This is a genomic window from Paenibacillus sp. 1SOY10 (assembly GCF_056836745.1).
Window position 1 is genome coordinate 142,441 of sequence record NZ_JBXENK010000007.1, and the last position, 23,538, is coordinate 165,978.

Below are 23,538 nucleotides of genomic sequence, written 5' to 3' on the forward strand. Positions count from 1 at the left end.
GAAGGTGTCTTTGCTTCATTCACGTTACTTCTCAGCCTGTTCAATCATGCTTGCAAGGGTGGCAATCTCTGCGGCATCACGTGTCGCCCCTAAGATAATCCAACCCGTGCACTGGTTACGGGCGCCAACATAGACAGTCTCACCATCTATCGTTTTTTGCTCCATGGAATTGGGCCTCGTCTTGCAAGGCTCAAGGGCATACATGAGGTCCGCGATTGCCCGTTTGGCAATCAGTGAACGAGGATAACATGCCAACGAACGAATGACATAGGCCGCTGCGTCTTTGTCAGCATTCACCAGCATCTCAGCCGTCAGTTCTTCATCAGGGCTCGCGGCCGTGTAGTAATCTCGAACCTGCGGCAACGCCGACAATCCCTCTACGGGCCTTGGGACATATTGATAACAGCGAATCGGGTCCAGCTTAGTCTGCGAATCGTAAATCATAAGCGGATTTTCCTCTGATGGGGCAGCGTCGCGTAACAGCAGATGCTTGCTCGATACCGGCAGAACATAGCAACCACCGCCGTTCATATACTTCCCCGCCAATTGAATGTGATAACCGTCGTCTACCGGTTGCACATCATCCGTTAAATTTCGCACGGTATCCTCACGATACAGCACGTCCGCCCCGTAACTCGTCACCATCCGAATTAATTTTTCATAGACGGGTAATGCCTCATATCCTCTTACTGGCACCGTTCCCTCCAGACAAATTTGCCGGGCATCCCAAACCAACCGAATCGATTCCAGGCGTGCCGGGGAGTAAGAACCCGTCCCGTGAACGGTTCTCACTTCATCCGGAGTGCCAAAGATTTCAGGGCCAATCGCCGCCACCGCTGCATAAAAGCCTGCATCCCAGCCTGAACGTTCATTGTCGGAGAGGTCTACATGATCTGGGTGCAGCAAATACCGTGTATCTCGCTCCCAACTTATTTTTTCAGCTCCAAGACGGAGTTCCCCAATGTCCATACCTCTCTCAGGAATTACGGTAAAAACAAGCTTACCATTGGATATGGTAAGCAGATGCAGGTGCGAGTCATAACGGTCTGTAAACAGCTTCAAGGTAACAAATCCGCCGTCAGGCAACTCATAAGGAGTATCCGGTTCTAATTCCGACAACATCAACTCACCAGCAGATTTACTGTTCATACGGGCGATCTCCCGTTACACCAAGCTCAGATACACCAATTCGGCTCAGCAAAAAAACAGGCTCTAGCTGCTCAATACTCGCAACGGTCACATGGGCACGGGCAAGCAGTGATTCTGCACCCACCCCAACCACTCGCATACCTGCCCGGATGGCCCCCTCCACACCAGCGGCCGCATCTTCAAACACATAACAGGCAGAAGGAGCCACGTTCAGAAGTCTGGCTGCCTGGAGGAACACCTCCGGGTCTGGCTTGGCTTTGACAATGCTGTTTCCATCAACCACGGTATCAAATAGCGGTCTAATGTTTACTTTGTCCAATATCAGCGGTGCATTTTTGCTGGCCGATGCAATGGCTGTCTTGATGCCATTTAAGCGCAAGTGCTGAAGAAAACCAGCTACACCCGGCAATACATCTGCAGGGGTAAGCGTTGCGAGATGCTCCTTGTACCACTCATTTTTGCGGGAAGCCAACTGCTCCTTCTGCTCTCTTGCCAGATTCGTTATCCCTCCCGCCCGGAGCAAGAGCTCAAGCGAGTCCATACGGCTGACACCCTTCAATTGCTCATTTTCTTTCTCACTGAAAGCAAACCCCAATTCCTCAGCAAGACGCTTCCAGGCTTGATAATGAAATTTAGCGGTGTCGACAATAACGCCGTCCAAATCAAAAATGGCTGCTTCAAAGGGTTGGAATCGCAACAGCTTCTCCCCCATTCAATTTGTTCACTTCATACGAATCTGGACGAACGGATACTTGGTAGCGTTCCCCTCGCCAAGCGATCTGGAAGCTCAGTTCCTTCCAACCCGCAGGCAGGCGAGGCTTCAGTTGAAGGTCTTCATTCCACATTGCACTGCCCATGCCGGCAAAGCCATAAACAATAAGCTGCCACAGGCCACCACAATTGGCGATGTGAATCCCCTCTGCAGCCCCTCTCTTCTCCACAGACAGATCAATCCCCATGACTCGCTGCAGAAATTTGGCCGCTTCCTCGTTCTGCCCCAGCCAAGAGGCTACAATGCCATGAACCGCTGCCGATAAGGAAGAATCATGAGTCGTGATTGGCTCATAATACGCATAAGCCGCCTTCATCTGCTCCGGGGTGAACTCCTGCGGAAAGAGCAACATTAATTCAAGCACATCAGCTTGTTTTAATGCCTTCGAGCGGTAATTTCGTTCCTGGGAAATGAAATGACCAAACGGTCTGGAACGATTCGTCCAGAGCGTATTAAAGTCCAGGTCAGCATACTGCGCGAAATCGTCGGATTGCGGGATAATCTCCGTCTGGCTGTCGTACGGCAATCTCAGCTTCTCCGCCGTGTGCCGGAAAAGCTCCTGTTCATCCTGATGGATGTTCAAGCGCTCAACCACAGCTCCATAGCCATCCGGCTTGTTGTGTTGCAGATGATTCAGGCAAAGGACTGTCTGCTCCAGACTAAACTTGACCATTCGATTGGTAAAAGCATTGTTGCGGGTGAACGGCAGATACTCATCCGGTCCCATTACACCAAGCAGTTCGCCGTACCCCTCCGGGCTCCAATCCACTCGATCACACCAATAACGAGCCGTTTCTACCAAAATATCAATGCCGTAACGCTCCAGAAATTCATCATCTCCGGTCGCGTTCACATAATGGTACAAGGCATATACAACATCTGCTGTAACGTGAATCTCATGATCGGCATACTGCCAGTTCGCACATTGCTCCTCGCCACTTAACGAGGACTCCCAGGCATAGCGGGCTCCCTGGTAGCCGTACTTCCGGGCATTGCGCCGCGCCCCCTCCAGCGTATGATAACGGAACAGCAGCAAATTGCGGGCAGCCTGCGGATTCGTGTGCAGGAAGAACGGCAACATGTTGATCTCTGTATCCCAGAAATATCTGCCGAAATACGCCTCGCCGGCATAACCCTTGGCACAGATCGCTACCCGATCATCCTGCTCGGCATTGGAGCGAATCAGGTGATAGAGAGAGGCCCTAACATTGACTTGCGCCGTATCATCTCCCTCGATTTGAATATCCGCGTGCTGCCACTTACCTTTCCATTTAGCAGCATGCCGATGATAGAGCGCTTCCCAGCTCAATTCGCGTGCATGATCCAGATGCATCAGCGCTCGGTCACGGACCGTCCCCTCCTCCAAATCGCGATCCGTCGTCACCGCAGTCAGCTTGGAGATCGTCAATCGGTCTCCGGCCTTCAACAGGCATTCGCCCTGAAGCGATGCGATCATCGCAGTATGTTCACCCTGCCAGGTTATCGCTTGCGAGACTTCCAGCACGGACTGCATGAAGATTTGATTGCCTTCCTCGGTCAGGATGTCCAGGGACAAGCTGCCTTCAGACTCCGCCCCAGGAATAACCCGGGCAAAATGATTCATTCCATTAGTGCGCACATCACCGCGAAGTGTCGGCTTTACCTCCAGGCTTCCTTCCCCGGATAAAACTTCTATTTGCACGCGCTGAATACAAAGATGGGAATCCGCCATGCTGATGTACCGATGATAGGTGCAGTCCAGACGCAAGCCGTCTGCTGTGTCCCATATAAATGCACGATGCAGGCTTCCATCCCGCAAATCCAGCCAGCGTTGGTAGCTTTCAATATGGCACCGATCCATGTCCAGACTTTCTCCAGCAGACCTCAATTCAATCCCCAAATAATAAGGAAGGTTAACAATCTCCTCCTTCAGCAATGGATGTTGACCAACAATCCCCGGAATAAAGGTTCCTTGCTTGGACTTGGGATGCCTTGGCTTCTCCAGCGTGACATTATCGGGAAAACGCAGATATTCCTCATCCTGAGGGGCATCACTACACCCTTCTTCAAAGCTTCCGCGGACGTGCATATAGCCATTTCCTTGAGTAAAAAGTCCCTCATAATATTTGTGTAACTCGGCGTGATACCCTTCTTCCCTCAGGCACCACAGCTTTTCCTCATTCATCTGCCATCCCTCAATTTCTATGATCTTTTCCCTTCGGTCTCTTCCTCCAGGTCAACCCTTCACTGCACCTGCGGCAAGTCCGGATACCACTTGCTTCTGCAGCAGGATATATACCAGAATACTTGGAATGATTACGACCATCGTAGCCGCAAACATCACGCCGTAATCGCTGGCGAATTGACTCTTGAAATAGTAAAGTGCCAGCGGCAGCGTTCGGCTCTGATTGCCTGTGGTCAGAATAATAGCGAACTGGAATTCGTTCCAGCAGAGCAGAAATTGCATGACACCAGCCGTGCCGAAGCCTGGTTTTGAGATCGGCAAGATGATTTTGAAGAATGTTTTGATGAAGCTGGCACCATCCAGATAAGCGGATTCTTCCATTTCCTTCGGAATCGTCAAGAAGTAGCTTGTTAGAATATAGAGCGATACAGGTAACCCGAAGCCAGCATATACAATAATGAGTCCAATCAGCTTGTCATAAAGGCCTAATGTATTGACGGTCAAATAGAGCGGCTGCAGCATGGCAGCACCCGGAATCAAGAGAGATAAGGAGAACGCTGCCATCAGCAGCTTTTTCCCCCGAAACTGAAAGCGTGCCAGAGCATAGGCCGCCATTCCGAGCAGCAGTAAATTCAATACGGTGCCGAAAATCCCCACGATCACACTGTTAATGTAGAATCTGGAGATCGGTGCAATTTTGAAGGCCATTACATAATTGGAGAAGCTAAAGCTGCTTGGCCAGCCCAGTGAATTGGTCAAAATCTCGGCATTCGTCTTGAAGGAGGCCAGAAATACCCAAAGGAACGGCCCTAGCGAGAGCAATATAATCAGAAGCACAAATCCATACTTAAGCACATTCAAACCTATTTTCATCATTCTCACCCCAATCGCTCCATTCAGTTATGGGAGCTGCCTATTCTGAACAGATTTCGGCATAGCAGCACAAAAATCAAGCCAAAGCCGATGAGGAAAACACCCACTGAATTGGAATAACCAAAGTTGTTATCCATCAGTGCGGTTTTGTATATATAAATGGGTAAATTCATCGTTTCATTGCCAGGTCCCCCACCGGTTGTCATCATAATGATATCCATCTTCTGCAGCATGCTGGTTCCCGCCAAAATGACGCAAGTGCCGATAATATTGCGGAGCATAGGAAGGAGGATATACAGATTGATCTTCATCTCGCTAGCCCCGTCGATACGCGCTGATTCGAACAAACTTTCCGGAATAGCGGCGATTTCAGCCAGAATCAGAATCGTAACGACAGCGGCATAAGGAAGCCAGGTCATCGTAACCGAGAGGAAGGCCGTTGCGTAATCCATGAACCAGTTCTGAGCGTAATCCGCATTGCCAAACAAGCGAACGATGCTGTTCACTGCCCCAAAGTCAGGGTTAAGCAAGCACAGGAACAGCATACCTACGGCTGCACCTGAGATGATGTTAGGGAACATATAAACCGTTCGCGCAAATTTCCAATAGAATTCCTTGAGATTGAGAATGATGGCGAACAGCGTCCCAATGGCTACGTGAACCGTGGATTGAAGGAATACCCAGATCACGGTATTCAGAAAGCTCTTGCCGAAATTGGAATCATTCGTGAAGAGTTCAACGTAGTTGGCCAGACCCATAAAAATTGGCTTGCGCCCGGCCGACCACTCGGTAAACGATGTGCCGAACAAAATAATCAGTGAAACGGCATAAACGACAATAAACAAGGCAACTGTCGGCAACAAGAACAGCGTAATATACCTTCTATTTTTTCTTACCATGCATATGGTCCTCCCCAATCGAATCTCCAGCAGGTACGCCTGCCGGAGATCCAACTACATTTCGTAGACTCAATCATCAGCTAGTGTTTATTTACTCTTAGCAGCAATATCCGTCAGTTCTTGTGTGATATCTTCTGCTGCCGAACGGCCAAATACCAGCTTCGGATAAAGCGTCTTCCAAGCATCAGTAACGTTGGGATAGACGATAGCATCAAAGTTCCGGTAGTGAACCTCAGTCTGTTGGGCCACCGCTATGGATTCAACAAACAGCGGATATTTTTGTCTAAGCTCGTCGGAAGGCTGTACTTCATCGGATACGGGCATTACATTGCCATATTCAAGCGCGATGGTCTGTCCCTCAATGCCTGTCTTGAAACGAATAAATTTTTCGGCCGCATCCCGGGTTTCTTGCGTTTTGGCCCCAATCATATATCCCACTTCATAGGTCGAGACCATGCTGTTGTTCGGGAACGCCGCGACACCTACCTTTTGATCAAAGCCTTCGCTGCATTTGGTGGGGTCGCTGAAATCTCCGATCATCCATGGACCATTGGCAATGATAGCCGCTTTGTTCTGACAGAAGTTATTTGCTGCATTCGCATATCCCGCACCAAGCGCATCCTTGGTCGCATACTTCTCCAGCATGGTCTTCATCAGGTTGAGAGCTTGAACCATTTCGGGCGTGTTGAAGTCGGACGGATGCAAAGTGTTCATGAACGTATTGCCCGCCTCGCCATTAGTGCCGACGATCGCCGCAAGAATCAGGTTGGTCGTCCAGGCATTCTCGCCGGTCATCAAGGAGAGGGGGATGAAGCCTGCTGCCTTAAGCTTCTCATTATTACTCATAAATTCATCCCACGTCTGCGCCGGCTTGATCCCTGCCTGTTCAAACAGTTCCTTGTTGTAGAAATAGCCGATATTTTGCTTCTGATCACTGATAGACCAGACCTTCCCATCTCGGGTATTGGCCGTGATGGCGGCCTCACCAATAGCTGCTTTCCACTCCGGGTCCTTGTCCAGATACTCATTGAAAGGGGTTGCAAGATTGCTCTTGATCAGAAGGTCGTTAATTCCGTTTTTGCCCATGACCACATCAGGAACATCTCCAGAGGCTGCTAGAATCTTCAATTTATCCTCGTAGGCAGAATCGCTTGGAATCTCTTCAACCACAACCTCCACTTCATTGCCATACTTGGCATTGAACTGTTTGATCTGTTCCTCCTCCATCTTGGCTGATGCATGAGTCCCTACCCGGAAGGTAAGGTAAGAAATTTTTACCGGTGCCTTGTTAGCGGGTGTCGTACCTGCCTGATCCGACTCGGATGGCGTAGAGTTAGCAGGTGCCCCGCTGTTCCCTGATGAACCTGGTGATCCACATGCCGAGATAGACATGGCTAACATGAGCGTGCCTGCTAGAATACAACTCGTTTTGTAGAATGACTTTCTCAAATCAAATCCCCCTTTAGGATAATGCGATTCGTTACAGCCCCCATTGTAGAACAAAGAATACGGCAAATGAATTGGTTTTTCGGTAGGATCTTTTATAATATTTTGAGCAAATAGAGAAATATGGCCTGTTTATTGAAAGGGCTTTCAGTTTTCTTTAACTCTTTATTGATTTCTTTACCAAATGGCTAGGGAAGGCCCTGTTCGGCTATTCGACATAAAGAAAAGATTATATAATAAGGGTTGTCCGAACCGCCTACTATAAGCGTCATTAACCAAGGAGCAGATAGCATGTCCAATGAACATCTCAGTTTTATCTCCCGCATTCCGGTAAGGAATAAGATTGTCATTATCATTTTTTTGCTTATTCTTCTACCCATGACCTTCGCCGGCTACTATTTCTATTGGAGCCTCTCCGGAATTTTAACCAGGAATGCCAATGACAATCTGTCACTTCTGATCGGTCAGACCAACGATAATATCGAGAAATCGTTCCAGGTTATTGATAATACCTCACTGCATTTCCTTGCCAACAAAACAGTACGGGCGTGGTCCATTGAAGACGCATCGATGGGAGACGACTACTACAAATTATTTATCAATAAGCTTGAAATGGAAGAGGACCTGAAATACAGCCTGATGTTTAATAATGCTTGGAATATCAGCCTGCTATCCACCGCTTACGTTTTCTTTGATGCGGACAATTATGTATCCGTTATAAAGTCGCAGCCTAACATAGAACAGATTAACAAGAACAACCTCGCCATCTATCATTCGTTGCACGATATGGAACGCGGCAAGGAGATTGTCCCGCCAAGTGATGAGGATCGCACGATCTACTTCACCCGAATCGTGTCCAATATCAACCTTCCCCAGCATCGTCTCGTACTGATTTTTGGCACGAAAGAGTCCGATTTAGCGGATAAATATGCCGAATTGCTCGCCTTCCCGGGTGCTATAGCCTATATCATCGATAACCAGGGGACCGTCTATTCTACAGCCGATAAGCAAGCGCTGGGTTCTATTGTTTCTCCCGCCGTCTATGCACTTAAGGATCATCATGAGGTAGGTGAAGTGAAGATTAATCAGGAGAGCTATCTGACGGTATCCCGCAGCATCGGTACCACCGGTCTGACCTTCGTAGCAGGTATTCCCAAGAAACAAATCCTGTCGACCTTGTCCGAAAGTATGCGCAGATACATCTGGATTATCGCACTAATCGCCTTCGTATCCCTCGCAGCAGGCGTCTTGTTATCCCTGCGCTTTACACGTGTTGTCCGTGACTTGTTGCGGAGCTTCCGCAAAGTCAAGAAGGGTGATTATAATGTCAGAATGCCGGCCTATAAGGATGTACAACTCAACCAGGTAAGCAGCACCTTCAATAATATGACGGAAGAGATCAATTACTTGATCAAGGAAGTTTATGAAAAGCATTTGCTAGTCAAAGAATCTGAAATTAAATTCCTACAAGCTCAGATGAATCCCCACTTTTTATTTAATACGTTGATAACCATCGGTTACAAAGCCAAGTTATCCCAAGATGAGACCGTTTACAAGATGGTCACCTCTCTGACGGAATTGCTACAGGCAAGTATTTATTCCAATAGCATGGCCAAGGTACCTATTCGTCAGGAACTGGACTTTATCCAATTTTACCTTTATCTACAGAAAGAAAGATTTGAAGACAAAATTGAGTACACCATTGATATTGAGGACGAGACTATACTGGATCTGCTACTTCCCAAGCTGAGCCTTGAGCCCTTGGTAGAGAATGCTGTAGTTCATGGTGTGGAGAAGAAGCTGGGCAAGGGGCTCATCCATATCCGCATATATCGTCGCAACGACTCCATCTATTTTGAGATTACGGATAACGGCAGCGGGTTCGAATATGTTCCGCGAGATTGGAATGAATTTGAAAGCAGGGCCAGGCGCAAACAAGGCCACAACAACATTGGATTAATCAACACGCAAAAACGGGTCAAGCTGATCTACGGCGAGCCTTATGGAATTGATGTCGAGAGCGAATTTGGAGCGGGGGCCAAAGTTACTCTGCATATCCCCGCGGATCAGGGGGAACTAGCAAATGTATAACGTCATGATCGTGGATAATGAGCCCGTTATCAAAAAAGGGCTGCAATGTTTTGTGGATTGGGAAGCCTTGCAATGTGAGGTGGTGTGTGAAGCCTCTAATGGTATGGAGGCCGTTGAATTACTGAGCCAATATGATATCCATATTATTGTCACCGATATCCGTATGCCGGGAATGGACGGTTTGGCTTTGTCGGACTATGTGCACCGGAATTTCCCACAAATTAAAGTCATCATCCTTACCGCCTTCGCCGACTTCTCCTATGCCCAAACGGCCATACAGTATGAAGTCGTTGATTTTGTGGTCAAGATCAACCCCACGGAGAACATTCCGGTTGCTATTGAGAAGGCCACCCGTTTGCTGGAGAAGGAGAAAGAGCAAAGAGAGATATTAAAGCAGTTGGAGAACAAGATTAATGATCATCTCTCTGAAATTAGTGAAAAGTTTCTGAAGGAGACCGTTGAGGGCTTAATTAGTGATGAAGCAAGCTTGTTCAGTCGCTCTACTGAACTTGGATTGCAGCTAGAGGACTATTTTGCTATCTATCTGGAATTTGAGGATACGTATAGTTCTCCCTCAACTCATGAATATCAACGGTTCCTCGCCTCTATTCGCCAATTCCTTGCACTAGCCTTCGAGGAACGTCCCTCATATATGATGGCCATGGAGCAGAATACCTTGCTTGCCATTATCGCTATGGATGGCCGTCATGTCGCTGTCTCCACGCAGGCCCTGCTTACGACCTGCAACGAAATTCTCACCATGGCTCAGAGCTTTAGAAGATACCATCTGAATATTGGAATCAGTTCAATGCACCGGGATGTGCTAACCTTGTCAACGGCTTACCGCGAGGCCCGAGAAGCACTGCAAGGCAATTTCTATAGCGATAATCATGTCGCTATCTATAAGCCTCATACCAACCAAACGCTCACTCCTGGAGCACCGCCTCATCACACGGCAGAACAAATTGCCGAATATCTGCAACATGGACAAACCGAGTTGGCCATCCAGCAACTGGAGCAATTACTCGCAAGCTACAAAAGCACGCAAGAGCCGATTGAAAATGTGAAGGTGGCATGTCTGCTAATCGGTTCTTACTGCTTCCGCTTGCTAAGCGCCAGTCAACCCTTTGCCCCGGAGCCTACGGACAACCAGACCACGGTGTATAAACAAATACAGGAGAGCAAGAGCATCCAGCAGTTAACCGATATCCTCAAGCGTTTGATTGCGAGCTGTTCAAGGGCCTTGGCGTTCAATGACAAGCAACCAAATTACATCGTGATCGAGTGTCAGAAATATATAAGAGAGCACTATAACCAGAACCTGAATTTGCAGATTATTGCCGACCATATCCATATCAACAGCAGCTATCTCAGCCGCCTCTACAAAAAAGTAACCGGCGAATCAATCATCGATGCCATCAATAAATACCGGATTGAGAAAGCCAAGAAACTACTCAGGAATCCGGCCAGCAAGGTATTTGAAGTAGCGGAAGCCGTCGGCATTGAGACCCCTGCTTATTTCACCCATGTATTCTCCAAATATGCCGGAATGAGCCCCAAAGAATACAAGCTGAATTATTCACAAACGGAATTAAGGTAAAAGAGGACAACGCTCTTTAACCCAAAAAAGACCTGCAGCAAAAATAGCTGTAGGTCTCCTACTCCCACTTGATCACCTTGGCAAAATATACGAGGGCCACAACCTGCTGAGGATCTTATAGGAAAGCCTCGGTGCAATCTGCTATTCCAAATTAAGTGAAGAAACCTCAAAATGCCATAACAATGCCCTTCTCGTTAGCATAGACCGAACTGATTCCTCTTGTTGGTACAATCAGGATTTCATCGAAATGGAATTGGCTTTTGATCTTATCTCTCAACTTCTCGGCAAGCCCGGGATTGTTGCAATGGGCGATCACCATGCTTTCTCCTCGGGTGTCTTTGCCGCTCTTGCCAATCGTATCTGCCAGCTTCTCAACAATTTGCTTCTGTCCACGCACATGAGAATGCAGACCGATATTTCCATCATCCGCTTTCATGATCAGCTTAATGTTAAGCACCGAGATTAATTTACCCGTTATTTTATTGAGCCTTCCATTTTTCAATAAATTATCAAAGTTATCTAGCACAAAATACGTCTTCATATCATGAATAAAGCTATCGATCGTGGAGATAATTTTAGATCTTTGTTGACCCTCTTTGATCAATTTAGCCAGCTTCACGGCAATTAGCACCTCACCAGCACAGGCGCTCTTTGAATCAAATACATGCACCTCAGCATTCGCGTCTTCTTCCTCTATCATGGACTTTCCGAGCACAGCACTTGCATATGAACTGGACAGGTGGCTGGAGATCGTAACTGCAAAAGAGGATGGCGCACCTTGAAAAGCTTCTTTATATAACATAGGCGAAGGAGAAGCGGACCCCACCTTACCTGTGCAATTTTTCATTTCTTCCATAAAGCTCGGCAAATCAAGATGCTCGTCGTCTACAACGTTCTTGTCTCCCAAGGTTATGGTTAACGGAACCGTAACAATACCCAGACTCTCACTCAACTCCGGTGTTACATCACAACAACTATCAACTACAATTTTATGACTCAAACGCTCCACCCCATCATTTTCGTTTCTTTCGTACATTCATTTTAATACACTGCATCCATCTTACCAGTCTTCTCTCAACTTTTTCTCAATTATTATTTAACTAAACTCAACTTTTCTGCAACATGACGATGACCGCTGTGCCTTTACCTTTTTCACTCTGCATGGACACCGTACCTCCACATAATGTGACAATTCGATGGACCAGCGCCAAACCGAGGCCGCTACCCTTCACATGGTGGGAACGCTCTCCTTGATAGAACTTGTCAAAGGCATGCTTCATCACCACTTCATCCATCCCGATGCCCGTATCTTTTACGATGACGACAATGTTATCGCCATCCTCACTGCATTCAATCGATAGCATCCCATTCTGATCAGAAAATTTAATCGCATTATCGATCAAATTACTCCATACCCTTGCCAGCAAAGATTGACTCCCGTATATATAGGTTTCATCCATATTAAGGTCGATGGTAAGATTCTTGTTCTCCCAGATGGTTTCAAAGTCTAACAGAACACGCCGGATTTGCTCATCCAGTTGAAACCGTTCCTTTTGCAAAATGATTTCTTGATTCTCAATCTGGGATAACGAAAGAATACTCTGGGTCAATTCCGTCAGTCTTCCTGTATTCTCTAAAATGGTGCTTACGTACTTTCTTTCTTCTTCCTTGGTCAGGGTCTCATCTTGCAATAACATAGCGTAACCCTCAATGACTGAAAGGGGGGTCTTGAATTCATGGGAGACATTGCTGACAAAGTCATTTCTGAGCGTCTCCGTATTGGATAATTCCCGCAGCATAAGGTTAAAATTTTCCGCGATCTCTCTGATCTCATTAGCTATGCTGGCTTCCTCCAAGCGCACCGTGAAATCTCCCTTAGCCACTTTTTTGGCTGCATCATTGATATTTAGAATAGGGCGCAACATTTTCTTGGATACGTAAGAAGAGAGCAAGGTTCCGACCACAATGCTCACAATAGCAATGAACATGGAGGAGGTGATTACTCCCGTTAATGGACTTTCCGTCACCCGCAGCAGGATATATATAATCAGGAAAGTAAGCACCATGGATGCCGTAATAATAACTGCCATAATTAGGGCAAATATTTGTGAAATGGTCAGTTTGTCCTTAATCCTATTCATTACGCTTCACCGCTTTGAATCCGAGTCCCCGGATCGTCTTGATTTCGAACGGTGCCTTCTCCTTGAATCTGTCCCGAATTCTGCTCATATGCACATCCAGGGTGTGCGGACTGCTCTCGGTATCCATTCCCCAAATCTCATCCATAAGCTGCTGCTTGGTAAAAACTCTGTTGGGATTTGATAGCAGCTTGTATAGTAAATAGAACTCTTTCTGAGGAATGACCATATTTTCTCCATTCAAGCTGACCGTCAAATCATCATAAAATAACTCCATGTCCTCAAATTGCAGCTTCTTTTCATTTACAATCCGCGCTCGTCTAAGCAATGCCTGAATGCGCAATATCATCTCATTCACATTAACCGGCTTGATCATATAATCATCAGTACCCGCGCGGAACCCACTCTGAATATCCTCAAAAGCCGCCTTCGCAGTAATCATCAACACTGGCATGTGGTGGCCCATATCGCGGATGTTCTTAACTAATTCATATCCATCTATATTGGGCATCATGACATCCGAGATCATAAGATCAATGTACTGCTTGTCCAGAATATCTAATGCCTCGGCACCATCTTCAGCTTCAAAACAGGCGTAACCGTTCTTCGACAATACCGTGCAGAACAGTGTTCTTAACGCCTGGTCGTCCTCGGCTACTAAAATGCTAAACATCTACACCATCTCCCAGTAAAGTTATTAACAGAATAACATGATTCATTCAATTTAGATTCAATTGATCATCAGGGTGAACTCCCTTTTTCCCAAAATAATTACAGAAAAAACTAAAAATAGTACAGTTTTAAATTTTTTTGGAAAGGTATAATGATGTCGAAACAATGAAAGCGATTACATTAAAAGCCCAAGGAGGACTGTAAATGGTCAGGAAAAAATTCAAGTATATGTTGTTCAGTCTCGCCCTACTGCTGATGTTGCCGCAATGGAGCGCAGCAGCGGCGGAGACCCCAGCGTCAGCAACAGCCCTGGAAGGAGCGCAGGTATCGGATTTCTACAATATCATTATGCAGACAGGCGCTGATCCTTGGATCTACAAGCACACAGACGGCTATTATTATAACGTGTTCGTTAATGCCAGCGGCATCATGATTCGCAGAGCGAAGACCCTCACCGGGATTGAGGCAGGCGAGAGAAGCCTCGCTTGGACACCGGTTAAAGATACTATGTATAGTTCCAACGTTTGGGCCCCTGAAATGCACTATCTCAAAGATACCGACGGTGACTACAAATGGTACATTTACTTCGCGGCTGACAACGGAACTAATGCGAATCATCGCATGTACGTGCTGGAAAATGCCAGTGCTAATCCGATGACCGGAACCTGGGAGTTCAAAGGGAAAATTACCGACTCTTCCGACCGCTGGGCTATCGATGGTACAGCATTGGAGGTTAATGACCAGCTCTATTTTATTTGGTCCGGATGGGAAGACACCGATGGGAGCTTTCAAAATTTATATATTGCCGAGATGAGCAATCCACGAACCATCAGCTCGGAGCGGGTATTAATCTCAACCTCTGATTATGATTGGGAATCATCCCCCGCAAGAATTAATGAAGGTCCACAAATTACCATTAAAGGTGATACCATTAACCTGGTCTATTCTGCAAATGGAAGCTGGACCGACAGTTATTGCCTTGGGCTTATCACCGCCAGCATTGGTGACGATCTAATGGACCCTGCCTCCTGGATCAAGCGGGATCAGCCTATCTTCTCTAGCGCCAATGGCGTTTATGGGCCTGGCCATCACAGCATTGTCACCTCGCCTGACGGTACGGAGGACTGGATTATTTACCATTCCGCCCGTTGGCCAGGATCTGGATGGACCCGCAATGTACGCGCGCAGAAATTCACCTGGAACGAAGACAATACTCCCTATCTGGGAGTGCCCGTCGATCCCAACACACCGATTACCAAGCCTTCCGGAGAACCCATGCGGCAGCGCTATGAAGCGGAAAACGCCTTACTGGTAAAATCCCCTAATGGCGATTCCTATCCTAGCGTCAGACGGGAAACCACAGCTTCTGGCGGAATGAAGGTTGCTAATCTCAACAACGTCAAGGATTATGTCCAATTTGCTGTGAAGGTACCGGTGTCAGGATTTTATATGGTATCCGTGCGTAATGCCAACGGGTCCCCCGATGCGGCGGAAGCCTCCTATATCTTGTCGGTCAACGGCGGCTCCGGCGCTAACCTGAACCTGGTCTACTCCGGCTTGAATCGTTGGGGAGCCTCCACGGTAAAGGTCTATCTTGAGGAAGGCAATAATGTCCTCCGCTTCTCCAAAGGAAATAACTTCGCCGAAATGGACAGTATAGACCTCCTCCCACTGGATACATCGGGGATTTTATTCGATTCTCCGGGATACACACTGGGGCTGGGTGAAATTCGCAATCTCCCTCTTTATACCGTAACAGGCACCACCTATACAGCTATCGACACGGGTATGGTACTTAGTTCTTCTAACACGAACGTCGCCGTCATCGACGAAGGAACTAAGGTTAAGGCGATTGGAGCAGGCACCACCACCATCACCGCAATGTATGACGGGAAAACAACAACAGCCGCCGTTACCGTTATGGCTGAGCCTAAATGGATACAGTCCGTCAGGATGAGCGGAATGGACCCTATCCTGACTAGCGGGCAGACAAGCGAGCCCTTGCAGGTAAGCGCGCACTATAACAACTATGAAGTTCAAGATGCAACAGCCAATACCCAGTACACCAGCAGCCAACCGGGCGTAGCCAGGATTGAGACAGACTCAGTCACCCATACGGTCTATGCAATACAACCGGGCACAACGGTAATTACAGCCGAATACAACGGCAAGATAGCGACACATAAACTAACGGTCACTTCGGCTTCCGAGACGATTGAGGTGGTCTCTGTCGTGAGAACACCTTCCGGAGTCATTCCTGGAATGCCTAACGTTGTTGACGTCATGGCTAATCATGAATCCAAAGAAGCCGATCTCGTCAGTTGGGAGCTGGCCGGACTTGATTTCAGCTCACTTGGCACAATCAAGGTACCTGTTACGCTGCAACTGGAGGGACAATTCTACTCCTCCATCCTTCCTGTAGAAGTTGTTCCCAGTTGGGGACTAGATGAAGTTGTCACTCAACTCCGCTACAAACTAGCTAATTACTCCTACCCTTTGGGTGAGGGACTGGGCAACTATAGTCAATCCAAATATGATGCCTTCGTGGCTCAAGTGAATCATGCAGACCAGTTGGCTGGAAATGCTGATCTAAGTAAAGAGCAGTATGACGAGGAGCTGGAGCAACTAGCTCAAGCGGAAGCCGATTTGCTGGATTCGCTCAATAACATACAGGATGGCGTGGTCTATAACGCCTATCGGGATTTCTCTGGCGACACCGTGGGCAAATATCCTTACGGTTTCACCACCGAAGACCTCACTAATGGGGCGACCGCCACTGTGCAACAAGAGGACGGAAACAAATTCCTTCGACTGACAACAACCGCAACTTGGGGTAAAGCCAATCTATTTCTGCCCTTTGCAGGGGAGGTAATGACTGAGGCTGATCAGCGTATCGTCATTGAATATCGCGCCAGATTAAACAGCAACTTTCCTTATGCCAATGGGGCCATGATCAGAAATGATAGCGGTACAGGCAACTATTCTATGGTTACCGCTTTTGATGGGGGTAAAATCATCGCGCAAGATGGAGGGTCGAAGAACAGCGTTCAGAGCTTCTCTCTGGATACCTGGTACAGCATTCAAATGGTATCCAACTGGAATGCCAAAACCTATACCGTATATATCAATGATGTAGCGGTCGCAACGGACTACAACTTCCGCCACATCGGCGGCAACAAGCTGACTGGCCAGCGCTTCGGCATCGATGGGTATGCCAATGCTTCTATTGACTTTGACGATTTCAAGGTAAGCCTTATGCAGGTTACCCAATAAGCAACACTCGCATTAGGCAGAGCACGATAATATCCTGCCTGATGCGAGTTTTCTAATATAATTAGATATTATTGCAATTTCATCTGGCTACGAAGCATCCGATCAAGAACCCGGTCTGGTAGAAATTGTACCAAGCGAGTCAGTAGTTGCGAATCACGACCAACTAGATAACGGGTTTTGGGTTTGCGATCTTGAATAGCACGTGAAATGACTGCTGCCACTTTCTCAGGGGAAATTCCATGGTTTGCCCAGGCTTCTGCCTGCGCTTTCACAGCGGCGAAGAGACGGTCATGACGCTGATGCTGTTCTGGAGTCATCAACTTGGCGAGCCTTTCCGCTGTCGTAATTCCTTGCTCGGACATCCTTGTGCTAACGCCACCAGGAGTAATCATAATGACCTTTAGCCCTGATGAGGCCATCTCTCTGCGGAGACTGTCATTAATCGCCTCCATGGCAAATTTCGCCGCCGAATAAATGCCAAACCCCGGCATGGAGATTTTGCCACCAAGTGAACCAATGTTTACTACGCGACCACCGCTAGCTAGTAATGCAGGAGTGAGCGCCTGAATAACTGCAACCTGACCAATGACACTGACTTCAATCTGGCGGCGCAAATCATCGAGGGGGACCATTTCCAAGGGGGCATTGATGGCAATGCCTGCATTATTTACAACCGCCCTCAAAGGTCGATGATATGGATCATCTACCACTCTTTGTGCCAATGCCTTTAATGTGTCTACCTTCGTTAAATCGACGATGACTGCTTCAATATTTTTCCGACTAATTATATCGGCATCTTCCTGGCGCCGAACACCTGCAAGCACATGATAACCTTCTTCCGCCAGACGTTTTGCAGTAGCAAAACCGATGCCGCTAGACGTACCCGTAACCACTACTAATTCTTGATTTTTCGATGACATAGTAACCCTCCTTAGGAATCAGAAGCGGCTCACTATAACACCGCTATATCCGTATTATAGCAGTGCTATAACGGAATGTCTATAGCACTGCTATATATAAATCCGCAATATAAAGTTATGGCGTATTTAAGACGCAAAAAAGAGCTTCGTCATCGAAGCCCTTCCTACTCACTGTCTGATTTTAATATGAGTTGCATGGCACTTTCTCGAATAAGGTGTACAACGGAAGGCTCGGGTGGAGGTGTCCTACGAGTCTCGGCCGTCACATGTAATAAGGAGGCCGCATTCGCAGAGGCCCAAATTATACCCGCTGCCGTCTCCAACGGCACAGCCAGTTGGTCTTCGTCTGCAATGGCCTGAACGCTATGCACTAGTAACTGATATGCCCTTGCAGCAGCCTCAATTTGAGCTCCTTCCAGCAAACGCCCCATCATCGCCGAATACAGCCGAGGTCGGGTTGCAGCGAATCCAACAAAATCATCCCAACCTTGCCGAAGTGCCTCCTGCGGATGGCTAGACAATGTTGCGGCGCTTTTTCTTTGGAGCAACTGCCGGAAAGCCTCCATGATAGCCGCACTCAACAGCCCATCAGCATTGCCAAAGTGATGGTACAGTGTAGGTGCAGTAACTTGAGCAATCGTGCAAACAGCTCGTGTAGAAAATTTGGCTCCGCCTTCCTCTTCAAGAACCTGAAGAGCTGCTGCGAGTATCTTCTCATAAGTATTCATAACTTGATTATAACAACGCTATATTCGTCTGTCCATTTGCAACAGGTTAACAATGACGCACAATAAACGATCATGCTTCGGTTGTTTCAAAAATAAGATATGTTTATGATGCAGGGAATTTGTTTAAAGGTTAAGAGATATACGTACATAAAGGAGGCTATATAATCAAGATGGCAATTACACAGTACAATATCCCCCGTATTCGCTTGTTGGCGGGATTTGTTGTTGTTCTGGCGGCGATAGTTATTTTCCTGACTGGAAATGGTACCGTCTCGGCGGAATCGAAGTCAATCCAGACAAAGCTCAATGACAAGGTCATTACGTTTGAACAAGCCCCAATTAGTATTGAGGGCACGACGCTTGTACAATTTCGCCCCCTCTTTGAGGAGCTTGGCATGGAAGTGAAATGGGATAACGTCAATAGCATCGTCACAGGCACCAAGGACGACTTGACCATTGTCCTGCGTATTGGTAGCACCTCAGCCACTGTAAATGGAGAGACGATGAAGCTTTTACAAGCGCCACGAATTCAGAATGGACACACGCTGGTTCCACTTCGGTTTGTTAGTGAATCGACTGATGCCCTAGTCGCGTGGAACCCTTATGTGCCAGAAATTCTGATCTTTACCCAAAGCTTTTGGGAAAACCTTGGGATGAGCAAGGAGGAAGCCCAAAAACATATTGATAACGAATTAGCCCGCATCAAGGCAGAATACGAAGCGTCCCAAGGATCGGATAAACCGTCTGGTCCAATTACCGTTCCTCCTGCTCCCGATGGTAGCGGCCTCTACAAGCCTGCTATATCAGATAAAGTAGACCTATCTAAGCTGCAAGGCATGTATTATGGCTTGAGAGATGACTATGGTGGATATGAGTGTGGGGGCATGTGCTGGGACATCTATACGTTCTTGCCTGGTGGCAAGGTTGTACTCGACACGCCAAGCAATGGTGGGCCCGAAACCATTGACTGCACACTTGATACGTGTTACAGCTATACGATTAACAATGGAAAAATGAAGCTAGACAACGGAGACGTGTATGATATCAGTGTACAAAATGGGCAGCTTTTGATTGATGATGTGCCACTGAACCGGGTAAAACCTACTAAAGACAATTTGAAGCTAAATCAAGAATATATCTATCAGGGCTATTCCGGGCTTATCGGAATTTCCGGCGGTTCCACTTCGTGGTCCGAAAGCATCATCTTCTACGAAAATGGCACTTTCAAGAGTAGCAAAATGATGATGGGCAACGTCCAAGGCGGAGCGCCGACAGACGGAGTAACCGGAAGCGATTTGACCGGCTCTTATCGTGTAACTGGCAATACCCTCGTACTGGCTTACCCCAACGGCAAGGTAGGCAATTATTTGTTCTTCATCCACGATGAGGGCAAACAGGGGCAAGTCGAAAGCATTCAAATTGGCATAAACTATTTTGCAGTTGAAGAGGGTTAAGCTACAGCACATGACGAACAGGGCAAGGCAAAACGGCGAGTCGCCGCAGCCTTGCCCTGTTCTTTATTCAATAGACGGCCTGAGGCGGTTTGGCTCGCCAAGTGTACAGATGGACGTGTACTTAGCCGCATGGAGCTCACTTCCTAAGAGGATTGATGATGCTCCGACTTGACACGCTGAGGCATAGATGAATCTTTTGATTGAAATACCAACTTAATGAGTGGTGGAGTCACCAGTGTCGTAACAATGACAACCAGAATAACCGAAGTAAAGTACGTTGCTGGCAATAAACCCGCTGTTAAACCGGAGGAAGCAATAATCAAGGCGACCTCTCCCCGAGATACCATACCTGATCCAACCGCCAATGATTCCCGCATAGTAAAGCCCGTTAGTTTCGCACCAATTCCTCCGCCAACTAATTTCGTCACAATCGCTACAAGTGTAAGCAACACCATAAATAGCAGTTGGTCCCCGAGTCCTTCAAAGGTAACATTGAGTCCGATACTTACAAAGAAGACCGGTACAAATAGCGTGTAGGCGATAGGCTCTATTTTCGTTTCAACAGCATGCTGATAATCTGTTCTGGAAATGGCTAGCCCTGCAGCAAAAGCACCAATAATTCCGGCGACACCCATCGACTCCGCAAAGTAGGCAAATCCCAGACAGAGAATAAGCGCAGCACTCATTAATCCCTCTGTGACTTTAAACTTGGACATGTATTTTAGAAGGAACGGAACAATGAACCAGCCTGCTGCGACAATAGCTACAAAGAAGATGAGCTTTTTACTTATCATCCATGGAATAGAAACAGCTTCTGCTGTGCCAAGTAAGCTCATCATCACCGCAAACAAGATCACAACGACAACATCATCTACTACCGCTGCTCCCAATATTGTAGTGCCTTCCTTAGAGCTTAGTCGATTCATTTCCTTCAAGGTCTGGACGGTGATGCTAACCGAGGTTGCGCATAGCAAAAGACCAATAAACAAAGCATACGTTTGGGACAAACCAAATGCTAATGCAAGGGAATACCCTCCGATATAGGGAAGAATAATTCCCCCTATCGCTACCGCAACGGAGGGAAGCCAATTTTTCCGTAGTTGCTCCATATCCGTTTCGAGTCCTGCAATGAACATTAACAGCAACACGCCAATCTCTGCAAAGACATGAATAAGTTCTCCGTTTTGCACCCAATTTAAAACGGCAGGTCCAAGTATGACTCCTGCAATTAGCTTACCAAGAACAGTCGGCTGTCCGAGTCGTGCAGACAAATCTCCTGCTAATTTTGTGGCAACGATAATTAAAATGAGACTAAGGACAAAGCTCAATTAGACACTTCCTTTCGTATTTGTTACTGACTTATGACCTGGCTTCAGAACACAAAAAGGCCTGACAAAAGCACAGAATCTTGGTTTTTAAACGCAAGTATCCCGTGTTTGACAGGCTCCACCGAGTCATAATTATTGAATTGAAAACAATTATACGCTATTTCAAGCAATAGATTAATCAATTCAATTCAAAATTTCATTCCACCCGTTATGGTATATTACTCTCCTAACTTATTACGAAGGGTTTAAAATACAGGTCGACCCATAAATAATTTGTTCTTGACCACACGATCCAGCGCAGATTATAATATGCTCAATTACATTGACCACCTGGTCAATGTGGAGAACTAAAAACTGGGGGAGTTATAATGGCGGATAAAAAACAGGTAATTCTAGACATCGCCCTGGAGCACTTTTCAAAGTTTGGTTATGAGGGATCTTCAACCAACCAAATGGTTCTGCAAGCCGGATTCTCCAAAGGGATTTTATTTCATTATTTCTCAAATAAGAAACAATTGTACGCTAAAGTACTTGAATCCGCCTTACAACGTATCGCCGACTTTGTTGCAATCGAGACAAGGGAACCGTCTTCCGATTTTTTTGAACGCATTCTTTATAACAGCTATGTGAAAGTAAAATTTTTCGTACAAGAGCCTGCAACGTACCATTTGCTTGTAAATTCATTCTTTGGTACAGTTCCAAGCGAACTGGAGGAAGTTATTTCGCAATACCGCTCTCAGTTTGCCAAACATTCTTTGGCTAGCTTCAATGATATGGATGCTTCAAGGCTGCGCCCCGGTGTCACTCCAGCCATAGCTCTTGATATGATAACCAGTATATCAAGCATTCTTACTTCCAGATTTGTTGAAGAACATAAGAAACAGCCAGATCATGCGCTCCATTTTTTAGAGGAATTTGTTGAAAATATGAGACCCTACTTGAAAATTATTGAATTAGGCATCTACCAACAACCTACGGAAGGAGAAGAGTGAACAATGACATTCGAACGCAAATTAAGCAAGCTATACAAGCTTGACGATAAGGCGTGGCAACGACATGCTAATCCTTGGTCTGTATGGAGCCGAAATACTGTGTTGCCTTTGCTTATAGCCGCTTTCTGGAGTAGGGAATGGCTCGGCTACTGGTCAATCGTTCCCATCGTTACCGCAATAGTATGGACGATCATCAATCCACATATATTTTCAAGCCCTGCCGTTTACAGCAGTTGGGCTTCAAAATGCGTTTTAGGCGAAAGGGTTTGGCTGAACCGAGACAAGGTGTCTATACCGGCTTATCATCTGAGGGTTCCTCACCTTCTAAGCGGTGTCGCAGCAATTGGTGCTCTGTTGGTTATAGTCGGTGTCATTCTACTCCATCCATTCATGACGCTCCTTGGAGCCGCATTTGTTTACGGTGGGAAGCTCTGGTTTTTGGACCGAATGGTTTGGCTGTACGAGGATATGAAGCATCACCCTGCATATAGTGATACTCCCAGCTCATCTTAACCCTACCCGTTTATAGATATTTTCGTTCACACGTATCAGTTGCTCTTTGAATAACATTCAGCAATCGGTCGAGGTATACTGCATTACTTGAAGAGTAAAAGATATGGTTAAAAAATACAAAGACTTCTTGCTCCACATGGTAACGAAGAGCCCAGAAAGCCGGCTGTCGCAACAGGAATTATCGGTATGTCAATTGTTTTTTGTCACGAGTATGCTGTGCTGCATGTGTGAGAGGAGGAACGTCAATGGAGAACAATAATTGCGACCTGAATCAATCAAACGGCGTCAAGAAGAAATCGGAGGTTATAGACGGCTTTACCATCAAGTATCATGCGAACGGCAGGACGATGTGGTCCAAAGGGAGATTGATTGGAGACAAGCCCGAAGGTTACTGGGAATGGTATCGGATTGATGGTACGTTAAAACGTTCGGGGTATTTTGATAAAGGAGTGCCGGTCGGGGATTGGATTACCTATGATAACAAGGGGCATAAGTATAAAGCGACCAATCGTGATCCCAAATAATT

At 46.8% G+C, this 23,538-nt stretch carries 20 protein-coding genes; 7 read left to right on the forward strand and 13 right to left on the reverse strand.

The genetic code is table 11. From position 1 onward, the window contains the following. Nucleotides 1–24: 24 nt before the first annotated feature. From AC1VOR_RS16710 to AC1VOR_RS16735, 6 genes are all read right to left on the reverse strand, one after another. Nucleotides 25–1,149 (reverse strand): DUF4432 family protein, encoded by a 1,125-nt coding sequence (locus AC1VOR_RS16710; RefSeq protein ID WP_482619406.1) that lies wholly within the window; start codon nucleotides 1,147–1,149, stop codon nucleotides 25–27. Next, nucleotides 1,139–1,846, reverse strand: coding sequence for a beta-phosphoglucomutase (gene pgmB, locus AC1VOR_RS16715; RefSeq protein WP_482619407.1), 708 nt, complete (start codon nucleotides 1,844–1,846; stop codon nucleotides 1,139–1,141). The genes AC1VOR_RS16710 and pgmB overlap by 11 nt, the downstream gene beginning before the upstream one ends. After that, nucleotides 1,827–4,085, reverse strand: a complete 2,259-nt coding sequence (locus AC1VOR_RS16720; RefSeq protein WP_482619409.1) for a glycoside hydrolase family 65 protein — start codon at nucleotides 4,083–4,085, stop codon at nucleotides 1,827–1,829. Before AC1VOR_RS16720 ends, pgmB begins: the two co-directional genes overlap by 20 nt. 51 nt (nucleotides 4,086–4,136) lie before the next feature. Further along, on the reverse strand, nucleotides 4,137–4,961 hold the full coding sequence (locus AC1VOR_RS16725; protein WP_482619494.1) for a carbohydrate ABC transporter permease: 825 nt from the start codon (nucleotides 4,959–4,961) through the stop codon (nucleotides 4,137–4,139). A 20-nt stretch (nucleotides 4,962–4,981) separates the two neighbouring features. Then, nucleotides 4,982–5,857 carry a carbohydrate ABC transporter permease gene (locus AC1VOR_RS16730; RefSeq protein ID WP_482619410.1) on the reverse strand — a complete coding sequence of 292 codons (876 nt, stop codon included), beginning with the start codon at nucleotides 5,855–5,857 and terminating at the stop codon, nucleotides 4,982–4,984. Nucleotides 5,858–5,944: 87 nt separating this feature from the next. Next, nucleotides 5,945–7,306, reverse strand: coding sequence for an ABC transporter substrate-binding protein (locus AC1VOR_RS16735; protein WP_482619411.1), 1,362 nt, complete (start codon nucleotides 7,304–7,306; stop codon nucleotides 5,945–5,947). A 288-nt stretch (nucleotides 7,307–7,594) separates the two neighbouring features. Here AC1VOR_RS16735 and AC1VOR_RS16740 point away from each other — a divergent pair, with 288 nt between their 5' ends. Then, nucleotides 7,595–9,394, forward strand: a complete 1,800-nt coding sequence (locus tag AC1VOR_RS16740) for a sensor histidine kinase (RefSeq protein ID WP_482619412.1) — start codon at nucleotides 7,595–7,597, stop codon at nucleotides 9,392–9,394. Next, nucleotides 9,387–10,994 (forward strand): response regulator, encoded by a 1,608-nt coding sequence (locus AC1VOR_RS16745; RefSeq protein WP_482619413.1) that lies wholly within the window; start codon nucleotides 9,387–9,389, stop codon nucleotides 10,992–10,994. Before AC1VOR_RS16740 ends, AC1VOR_RS16745 begins: the two co-directional genes overlap by 8 nt. A gap of 166 nt (nucleotides 10,995–11,160) precedes the next feature. Here the strand turns inward: AC1VOR_RS16745 and AC1VOR_RS16750 are convergent, their stop codons facing one another. From AC1VOR_RS16750 to AC1VOR_RS16760, 3 genes are all read right to left on the reverse strand, one after another. Then, nucleotides 11,161–11,994, reverse strand: a complete 834-nt coding sequence (locus tag AC1VOR_RS16750; protein ID WP_482619415.1) for a DegV family protein — start codon at nucleotides 11,992–11,994, stop codon at nucleotides 11,161–11,163. 106 nt (nucleotides 11,995–12,100) lie between these two features. Next, nucleotides 12,101–13,135, reverse strand: coding sequence for a HAMP domain-containing sensor histidine kinase (locus tag AC1VOR_RS16755; protein WP_482619417.1), 1,035 nt, complete (start codon nucleotides 13,133–13,135; stop codon nucleotides 12,101–12,103). Then, the gene (locus AC1VOR_RS16760) at nucleotides 13,128–13,805 is read right to left on the reverse strand and encodes a response regulator transcription factor (protein ID WP_482619419.1); all 678 of its coding nucleotides are present in this window, start codon (nucleotides 13,803–13,805) and stop codon (nucleotides 13,128–13,130) included. The genes AC1VOR_RS16755 and AC1VOR_RS16760 overlap by 8 nt, the downstream gene beginning before the upstream one ends. Before the next feature lie 203 nt (nucleotides 13,806–14,008). Here AC1VOR_RS16760 and AC1VOR_RS16765 point away from each other — a divergent pair, with 203 nt between their 5' ends. Then, a complete protein-coding gene (locus AC1VOR_RS16765; RefSeq protein WP_482619421.1) occupies nucleotides 14,009–17,077 on the forward strand; it encodes a family 43 glycosylhydrolase in 3,069 nt (1,022 codons plus the stop codon). A gap of 68 nt (nucleotides 17,078–17,145) precedes the next feature. Here the strand turns inward: AC1VOR_RS16765 and AC1VOR_RS16770 are convergent, their stop codons facing one another. Both AC1VOR_RS16770 and AC1VOR_RS16775 read right to left on the reverse strand, forming a co-directional pair. Beyond that, on the reverse strand, nucleotides 17,146–17,997 hold the full coding sequence (locus AC1VOR_RS16770; protein ID WP_482619423.1) for an SDR family NAD(P)-dependent oxidoreductase: 852 nt from the start codon (nucleotides 17,995–17,997) through the stop codon (nucleotides 17,146–17,148). A gap of 164 nt (nucleotides 17,998–18,161) precedes the next feature. Beyond that, nucleotides 18,162–18,725, reverse strand: coding sequence for a TetR/AcrR family transcriptional regulator (locus AC1VOR_RS16775; RefSeq protein WP_482619425.1), 564 nt, complete (start codon nucleotides 18,723–18,725; stop codon nucleotides 18,162–18,164). Nucleotides 18,726–18,895: 170 nt separating this feature from the next. Here AC1VOR_RS16775 and AC1VOR_RS16780 point away from each other — a divergent pair, with 170 nt between their 5' ends. Further along, nucleotides 18,896–20,179: a stalk domain-containing protein gene (locus AC1VOR_RS16780; RefSeq protein WP_482619427.1), complete on the forward strand. Its 1,284-nt coding sequence runs from the start codon at nucleotides 18,896–18,898 to the stop codon at nucleotides 20,177–20,179. Here AC1VOR_RS16780 and AC1VOR_RS16785 read toward each other — a convergent pair. Together AC1VOR_RS16785 and AC1VOR_RS16790 are read right to left on the reverse strand one after the other, a co-directional pair. Then, nucleotides 20,176–20,310 (reverse strand): hypothetical protein, encoded by a 135-nt coding sequence (locus AC1VOR_RS16785; RefSeq protein ID WP_482619429.1) that lies wholly within the window; start codon nucleotides 20,308–20,310, stop codon nucleotides 20,176–20,178. The genes AC1VOR_RS16780 and AC1VOR_RS16785 overlap by 4 nt on opposite strands. A 12-nt stretch (nucleotides 20,311–20,322) precedes the next feature. Next, nucleotides 20,323–21,507, reverse strand: a complete 1,185-nt coding sequence (locus AC1VOR_RS16790; RefSeq protein WP_482619430.1) for a cation:proton antiporter — start codon at nucleotides 21,505–21,507, stop codon at nucleotides 20,323–20,325. A 368-nt stretch (nucleotides 21,508–21,875) separates the two neighbouring features. Here AC1VOR_RS16790 and AC1VOR_RS16795 point away from each other — a divergent pair, with 368 nt between their 5' ends. The 3 genes from AC1VOR_RS16795 (at nucleotide 21,876) to AC1VOR_RS16805 (ending at nucleotide 23,536) form a co-directional block, all read left to right on the forward strand. After that, a complete protein-coding gene (locus AC1VOR_RS16795) occupies nucleotides 21,876–22,499 on the forward strand; it encodes a TetR/AcrR family transcriptional regulator (protein WP_482619431.1) in 624 nt (207 codons plus the stop codon). A gap of 3 nt (nucleotides 22,500–22,502) precedes the next feature. Then, on the forward strand, nucleotides 22,503–23,012 hold the full coding sequence (locus AC1VOR_RS16800) for a DUF6653 family protein (RefSeq protein WP_482619433.1): 510 nt from the start codon (nucleotides 22,503–22,505) through the stop codon (nucleotides 23,010–23,012). Between the two features lie 245 nt (nucleotides 23,013–23,257). Then, nucleotides 23,258–23,536, forward strand: a complete 279-nt coding sequence (locus tag AC1VOR_RS16805) for a toxin-antitoxin system YwqK family antitoxin (protein WP_482619434.1) — start codon at nucleotides 23,258–23,260, stop codon at nucleotides 23,534–23,536. Nucleotides 23,537–23,538: the final 2 nt, after the last annotated feature.

Coding starts and splice junctions, on each gene's coding strand:
- AC1VOR_RS16770 (WP_482619423.1), bottom strand. CDS start 17,997: ATGTCATCGAAAAATCAAGAATTAGTAGTGGTTACGGGTACGTCTAGC.
- AC1VOR_RS16795 (WP_482619431.1), top strand. CDS start 21,876: ATGGCGGATAAAAAACAGGTAATTCTAGACATCGCCCTGGAGCACTTT.
- AC1VOR_RS16760 (WP_482619419.1), bottom strand. CDS start 13,805: ATGTTTAGCATTTTAGTAGCCGAGGACGACCAGGCGTTAAGAACACTG.
- AC1VOR_RS16710 (WP_482619406.1), bottom strand. CDS start 1,149: ATGAACAGTAAATCTGCTGGTGAGTTGATGTTGTCGGAATTAGAACCG.
- AC1VOR_RS16745 (WP_482619413.1), top strand. CDS start 9,387: ATGTATAACGTCATGATCGTGGATAATGAGCCCGTTATCAAAAAAGGG.
- AC1VOR_RS16755 (WP_482619417.1), bottom strand. CDS start 13,135: ATGAATAGGATTAAGGACAAACTGACCATTTCACAAATATTTGCCCTA.
- AC1VOR_RS16740 (WP_482619412.1), top strand. CDS start 7,595: ATGTCCAATGAACATCTCAGTTTTATCTCCCGCATTCCGGTAAGGAAT.
- AC1VOR_RS16720 (WP_482619409.1), bottom strand. CDS start 4,085: ATGAATGAGGAAAAGCTGTGGTGCCTGAGGGAAGAAGGGTATCACGCC.
- AC1VOR_RS16800 (WP_482619433.1), top strand. CDS start 22,503: ATGACATTCGAACGCAAATTAAGCAAGCTATACAAGCTTGACGATAAG.
- AC1VOR_RS16765 (WP_482619421.1), top strand. CDS start 14,009: ATGGTCAGGAAAAAATTCAAGTATATGTTGTTCAGTCTCGCCCTACTG.
- AC1VOR_RS16785 (WP_482619429.1), bottom strand. CDS start 20,310: ATGCGGCTAAGTACACGTCCATCTGTACACTTGGCGAGCCAAACCGCC.
- AC1VOR_RS16730 (WP_482619410.1), bottom strand. CDS start 5,857: ATGGTAAGAAAAAATAGAAGGTATATTACGCTGTTCTTGTTGCCGACA.
- AC1VOR_RS16780 (WP_482619427.1), top strand. CDS start 18,896: ATGGCAATTACACAGTACAATATCCCCCGTATTCGCTTGTTGGCGGGA.
- AC1VOR_RS16775 (WP_482619425.1), bottom strand. CDS start 18,725: ATGAATACTTATGAGAAGATACTCGCAGCAGCTCTTCAGGTTCTTGAA.
- AC1VOR_RS16725 (WP_482619494.1), bottom strand. CDS start 4,961: ATGATGAAAATAGGTTTGAATGTGCTTAAGTATGGATTTGTGCTTCTG.
- AC1VOR_RS16805 (WP_482619434.1), top strand. CDS start 23,258: ATGGAGAACAATAATTGCGACCTGAATCAATCAAACGGCGTCAAGAAG.